The sequence below is a fragment of the Chamaesiphon sp. GL140_3_metabinner_50 genome, assembly GCF_025361915.1.
Lineage (GTDB): Bacteria > Cyanobacteriota > Cyanobacteriia > Cyanobacteriales > Chamaesiphonaceae > Chamaesiphon.
In genome coordinates this window covers 1-4,145 of sequence record NZ_JANYJC010000260.1, presented here as the reverse complement: position 1 = coordinate 4,145, position 4,145 = coordinate 1, and the positions used below count along the sequence as shown (strand labels likewise).

The following is a 4,145-nucleotide window of genomic DNA, read 5'->3' as shown; positions in this document are numbered from 1 at the left end:
TCAAACAGCATCAAATCCTGATTCGCGATTGTATCAGTTTCCCCGAATTAGGCGATCGGTTTTTTCGAGTAGCAGTACGGACGATTGCCGAAAACGATCGACTTATCGCCGCCTTAAATTCAGTTTAGTTTGCCCCCCAATCCCCCCCTCATAAACTACCGTGTATATACAAGTTGGATAGACTTCGTTTCTAGATCCAAATCCCCCAACCCCCTTGGAAAGGGGGCTTTAAAGTCCCCCTTTTCAAGGGGGATTTTCACCAATTTCGCATGTTTCTAAAAATGTGTATGCACGGTAGCCTTTTTAAGAGGGACTAAGATCCGGATCTTAGCCCCCTTAGAAAGGGGGTTTGGGGGATTCAGATCTCAAAACGAAGCTAGTTTCTACTCGTGTCTACAGTAGCCTTGATAAGGGGAGGGAGGGGTGGATAGATCTACACAGCAACTCAAAATTTGGCGCGATCGAGCGATAAAATTATGAAACTAACAATTCCAGAACTCTCTCTCGTCGTCCTCATCGGTGCTTCCGGTTCGGGGAAATCTTCTTTTGCACGCCAGCATTTTCTAGAGACAGAAATTATCTCATCTGACTATTGTCGCGCGATCGTTTCGGATGATGAAACCAATCAGGCGGCGACTCAGGATGCCTTTGAATTGCTTCATTACATTACTGCTAAACGGCTCAAGGCTGGCAGGTTGACTGTCATCGATGCAACGAATGTTAAGCCCGAAGATCGCAAACCGTTGTTACAATTAGCCAAAGATTATCACTGTTTTGCCGTCGCGATCGCTTTTAATTTACCAGCCGAATTGTGTCACGATCGCAATCAAACTAGATCGAATCGAGATTTTGGCATTCATGTAGTCAAACGACATACCGAAAATCTTAAACGATCGCTCAGGCATTTAGATAAAGAATTTCGCTATGTCCATATCCTATCGAACGTCGAACAAATTAATAACGTCGAAATCGAACGCCAACCGCTGTGGAATAATCGTAAAACCGAAGCGGGGCCATTCGATATTATTGGTGATATTCATGGTTGTTGCGACGAGCTAGAAATCTTACTCGCACAGTTAGGTTACCAACCACACACCGAACCGCAACAGCCTTGCTGGGACTTTCCGACCTATAAACATCCTACCGGACGAAAGGTGATGTTTGTCGGCGATTTAGTCGATCGAGGCATTCGGAATCTAGACTCGATTAAACTCGCCCGCAATATGGTGGCGGCGGGGAGTGCGATGTGCGTTTGCGGCAATCATGAATTTAAACTGCTGCGCTATTTACGCGGTAAAAATGTCAAACTCAATCACGGCTTAGAACTAACAGTCGCCGAAATTGAAGCCATTCCCGAACCAATTCAAACCGAATTTCGAGCCGAATTAGCTAAATTTATTGACTCTTTAATTAGTCACTACATCTTCGATGATGGCAAGCTAGTTATCGCCCACGCTGGACTCAAGGAAGAGCTACAAGGGCGCACTTCCGGGCATGTTCGCTCTTTTGCCATGTATGGCGAAACAACAGGCGAGATCGACGAATATGGGCTACCCGTGCGGGCAAATTGGGCGCGCGAATATCGAGGCAAAGCAACGGTAGTGTACGGACATGTACCAGTAGTCGAAGCAGAATGGCTCAATAATACGATCGATATCGATACTGGCTGTGTATTTGGCGGCAAATTAACGGCGTTGAAATATCCCGAACGCGAGATCGTTCAAGTTCCTGCCGCACGGGTGTATTACGAACCGATAAAACCGCTAGATGCCGAAACTAGCGTGCGGAGTGCCCAGCAAGAAGACGATGATATTTTAGATATCGCCGATGTCTTAGGCAAACGATTTATAAATACTCGCCTGCAAGCAAATATCGCCATTCAAGCAGATCGTTCCGTCGCGGCTCTGGAAGTCATGAGCCGATTTGCCGCCAATCCCAAATGGTTGATATATCTACCCCCAACCATGTCCCCCGTCGCGACTTCTAAATTGCCAGGATATCTCGAATATCCCACCGAAGCCTTCGATTATTATCGATCGATCGGTATTAATGAAGTCGTCTGCGAAGAAAAACACATGGGTTCTCGTGCAGTCATCATTATCTGTCAAGATGAAGCCGCCGTCGAGAAAAGATTTGGCATTACTGGCGAAGGCATCGGCATCTGCTACACCCGCACGGGGCGGAGATTTTTCGATAACCCGACACTCGAAGCTCAAGTATTAGAGCGCGTTCGAGCTGCCTTAACTGCCTGTGACTTCTGGGAACGCCTAGAAACCAACTGGGCATGTTTCGACTGCGAATTGATGCCCTGGTCTGCCAAAGCCCAAGGCTTGCTTAGGGGTCAATATGCCCCCGTTGGCGCAGCCGCAAATCACGCGCTCGATTATGCTAGCAAACTATATCAACAAGCACTCGATCGCGGGGTCGCCGTCGCACCCCAACTCGACAAATTGCAAGTACGATCGACTATGGCACACAAATACGTCGATGCTTACCGTCGCTACTGTTGGACTGTCGATTCGATCGAAGATTTTAAACTTGCACCCTTCCATATTATGGCAACCGAGGGCGCGGTACATGCCAACAAAGACCATATTTGGCACATGCACCAAATCGCCCAAATTTGTCAGTCCGATCCCATCCTCCTCGCCACCACCCACCGCACCGTCAATCTCCAAGACGAAACCGCAGTCACCGCCGCCACCCAATGGTGGGAATCGCTAACCCAAGATGGCGGCGAGGGAATGGTAGTTAAACCGATGCAGTTTATCAATTCTGGTAGTAAAGGCTTAATTCAACCCGCCGTTAAAGTCCGAGGTTCTGAATATCTCCGCATTATATACGGCCCCGAATACGATCTCCCCGAACACCTCGACAGGCTGCGCCAGCGGGGTTTAGGTGCCAAGCGCAATTTGGCATTGCGTGAATTTGCCTTAGGTGTAGAAGCGTTAGAAAGGTTTGTAGCGAAGTTGCCATTACGTCAGGTACATGAATGTGTATTCGGCGTATTAGCCTTAGAAAGCGAACCGATCGATCCGAGATTGTAAACTAAATATTGGCAGCAAATTCAAGGTATGCTCGATCGATTCTCGATTCAGCAGCCCTTTAGCAAAACTGCCAAAATTCTAGCAAAAGCCGATCGCACATCATTATTGAGCTACGATCGAGTAATCGAATCATTGATGACTTACCATGACAGTTGCCTCATCTCCCACACCCGTCTTAGTCACACAACGCGCAGATCGGGTTTGGATTGCCAAATTATTAACCTGGGCAGACTTTTCTGTTGAAGGCGATAGTCGCGAAGATGCCCTATCGAAACTAGACCAACAAGTCAAAGCACAGCTAGCCGATGGCGAGATCGCATACCTAGACTTGCCATTGGTACCAGCCAAGAATCCCTGGCTGGAAATCGCAGGAAAATACCAAAACGATCCTAACTGGGACGAATACCAAGCAGCCATCGCCGAAGCACGTCAAGCAGCCAATGAAAGCGAAGGCATTTGGCTAGAAGGAGATACCGCTCGATGACGCTGTGGGTATTAGATACAGATAGCCTATCTTTATTAGAGCGAGGAAATCCCAAGATTCAGGAGCGACTAAGCCAAGTAAACGCCGACTCAGTGGCAATATCAATCGTGACCGCCGAAGAAAAAATGAAAGGCAGATTGGCAGCGATTAATAGTCTATCTGGAATCGAACGGATCGTTCGCGTAGCGTCGGCTCTGCCGAGTCGTCTTGCTCTTGCCTATAGAGCCTTGCAATCCTCGATTGAAGATCTGCAAACACTACCAATTTTGCCATTCTCAGAATTAGCCAAAGACAGATATCGCGATCTACTCCAGCAAAAAATTCGTGTTGGTAGTCACGATCTGCGAATTGCCGCGATTGTCTTATCTGTCGAGGGGATTTTGGTCACTCGCAATCGCCGCGACTTCGAGAAAGTCCCAGGTTTACAGCTAGATGACTGGTCTTAATCTGTATATTTAGTCTTATCTAAAATCTAGCCAAAAACTTTCCTTCTCACAATTTAAGTAGACTGAAGTTGTTTCTCTATTTCGATTTAGATGACGATCGTTATTAACCGATCGATCCCAGACTTTAAAGAAATATCATACAGGTTTCCAGATTTTTCGCCAATTATC

Annotated in this window: 3 protein-coding genes and 1 pseudogene; all 4 read left to right on the top strand. The window is 47.1% G+C overall.

Going from position 1 to position 4,145, the window contains the following annotated elements; genetic code table 11:
• Positions 1 to 128 (top strand): annotated as a pseudogene (locus Q0R35_RS12960) (threonine-phosphate decarboxylase); the annotation flags it as partial.
• Between the two features lie 348 nt (positions 129 to 476).
• Entirely contained in the window at positions 477 to 3,047 is a 2,571-nt protein-coding gene (locus tag Q0R35_RS12955) for a polynucleotide kinase-phosphatase (RefSeq protein ID WP_295618736.1), read from the top strand.
• A 145-nt stretch (positions 3,048 to 3,192) separates the two neighbouring features.
• Complete coding sequence (locus Q0R35_RS12950) at positions 3,193 to 3,531, top strand: hypothetical protein (protein WP_295618733.1); 339 nt, start codon at positions 3,193 to 3,195, stop codon at positions 3,529 to 3,531.
• Entirely contained in the window at positions 3,528 to 3,977 is a 450-nt protein-coding gene (locus Q0R35_RS12945; protein WP_295618730.1) for a type II toxin-antitoxin system VapC family toxin, read from the top strand. The genes Q0R35_RS12950 and Q0R35_RS12945 overlap by 4 nt, the downstream gene beginning before the upstream one ends.
• Positions 3,978 to 4,145 lie beyond the last annotated feature (168 nt).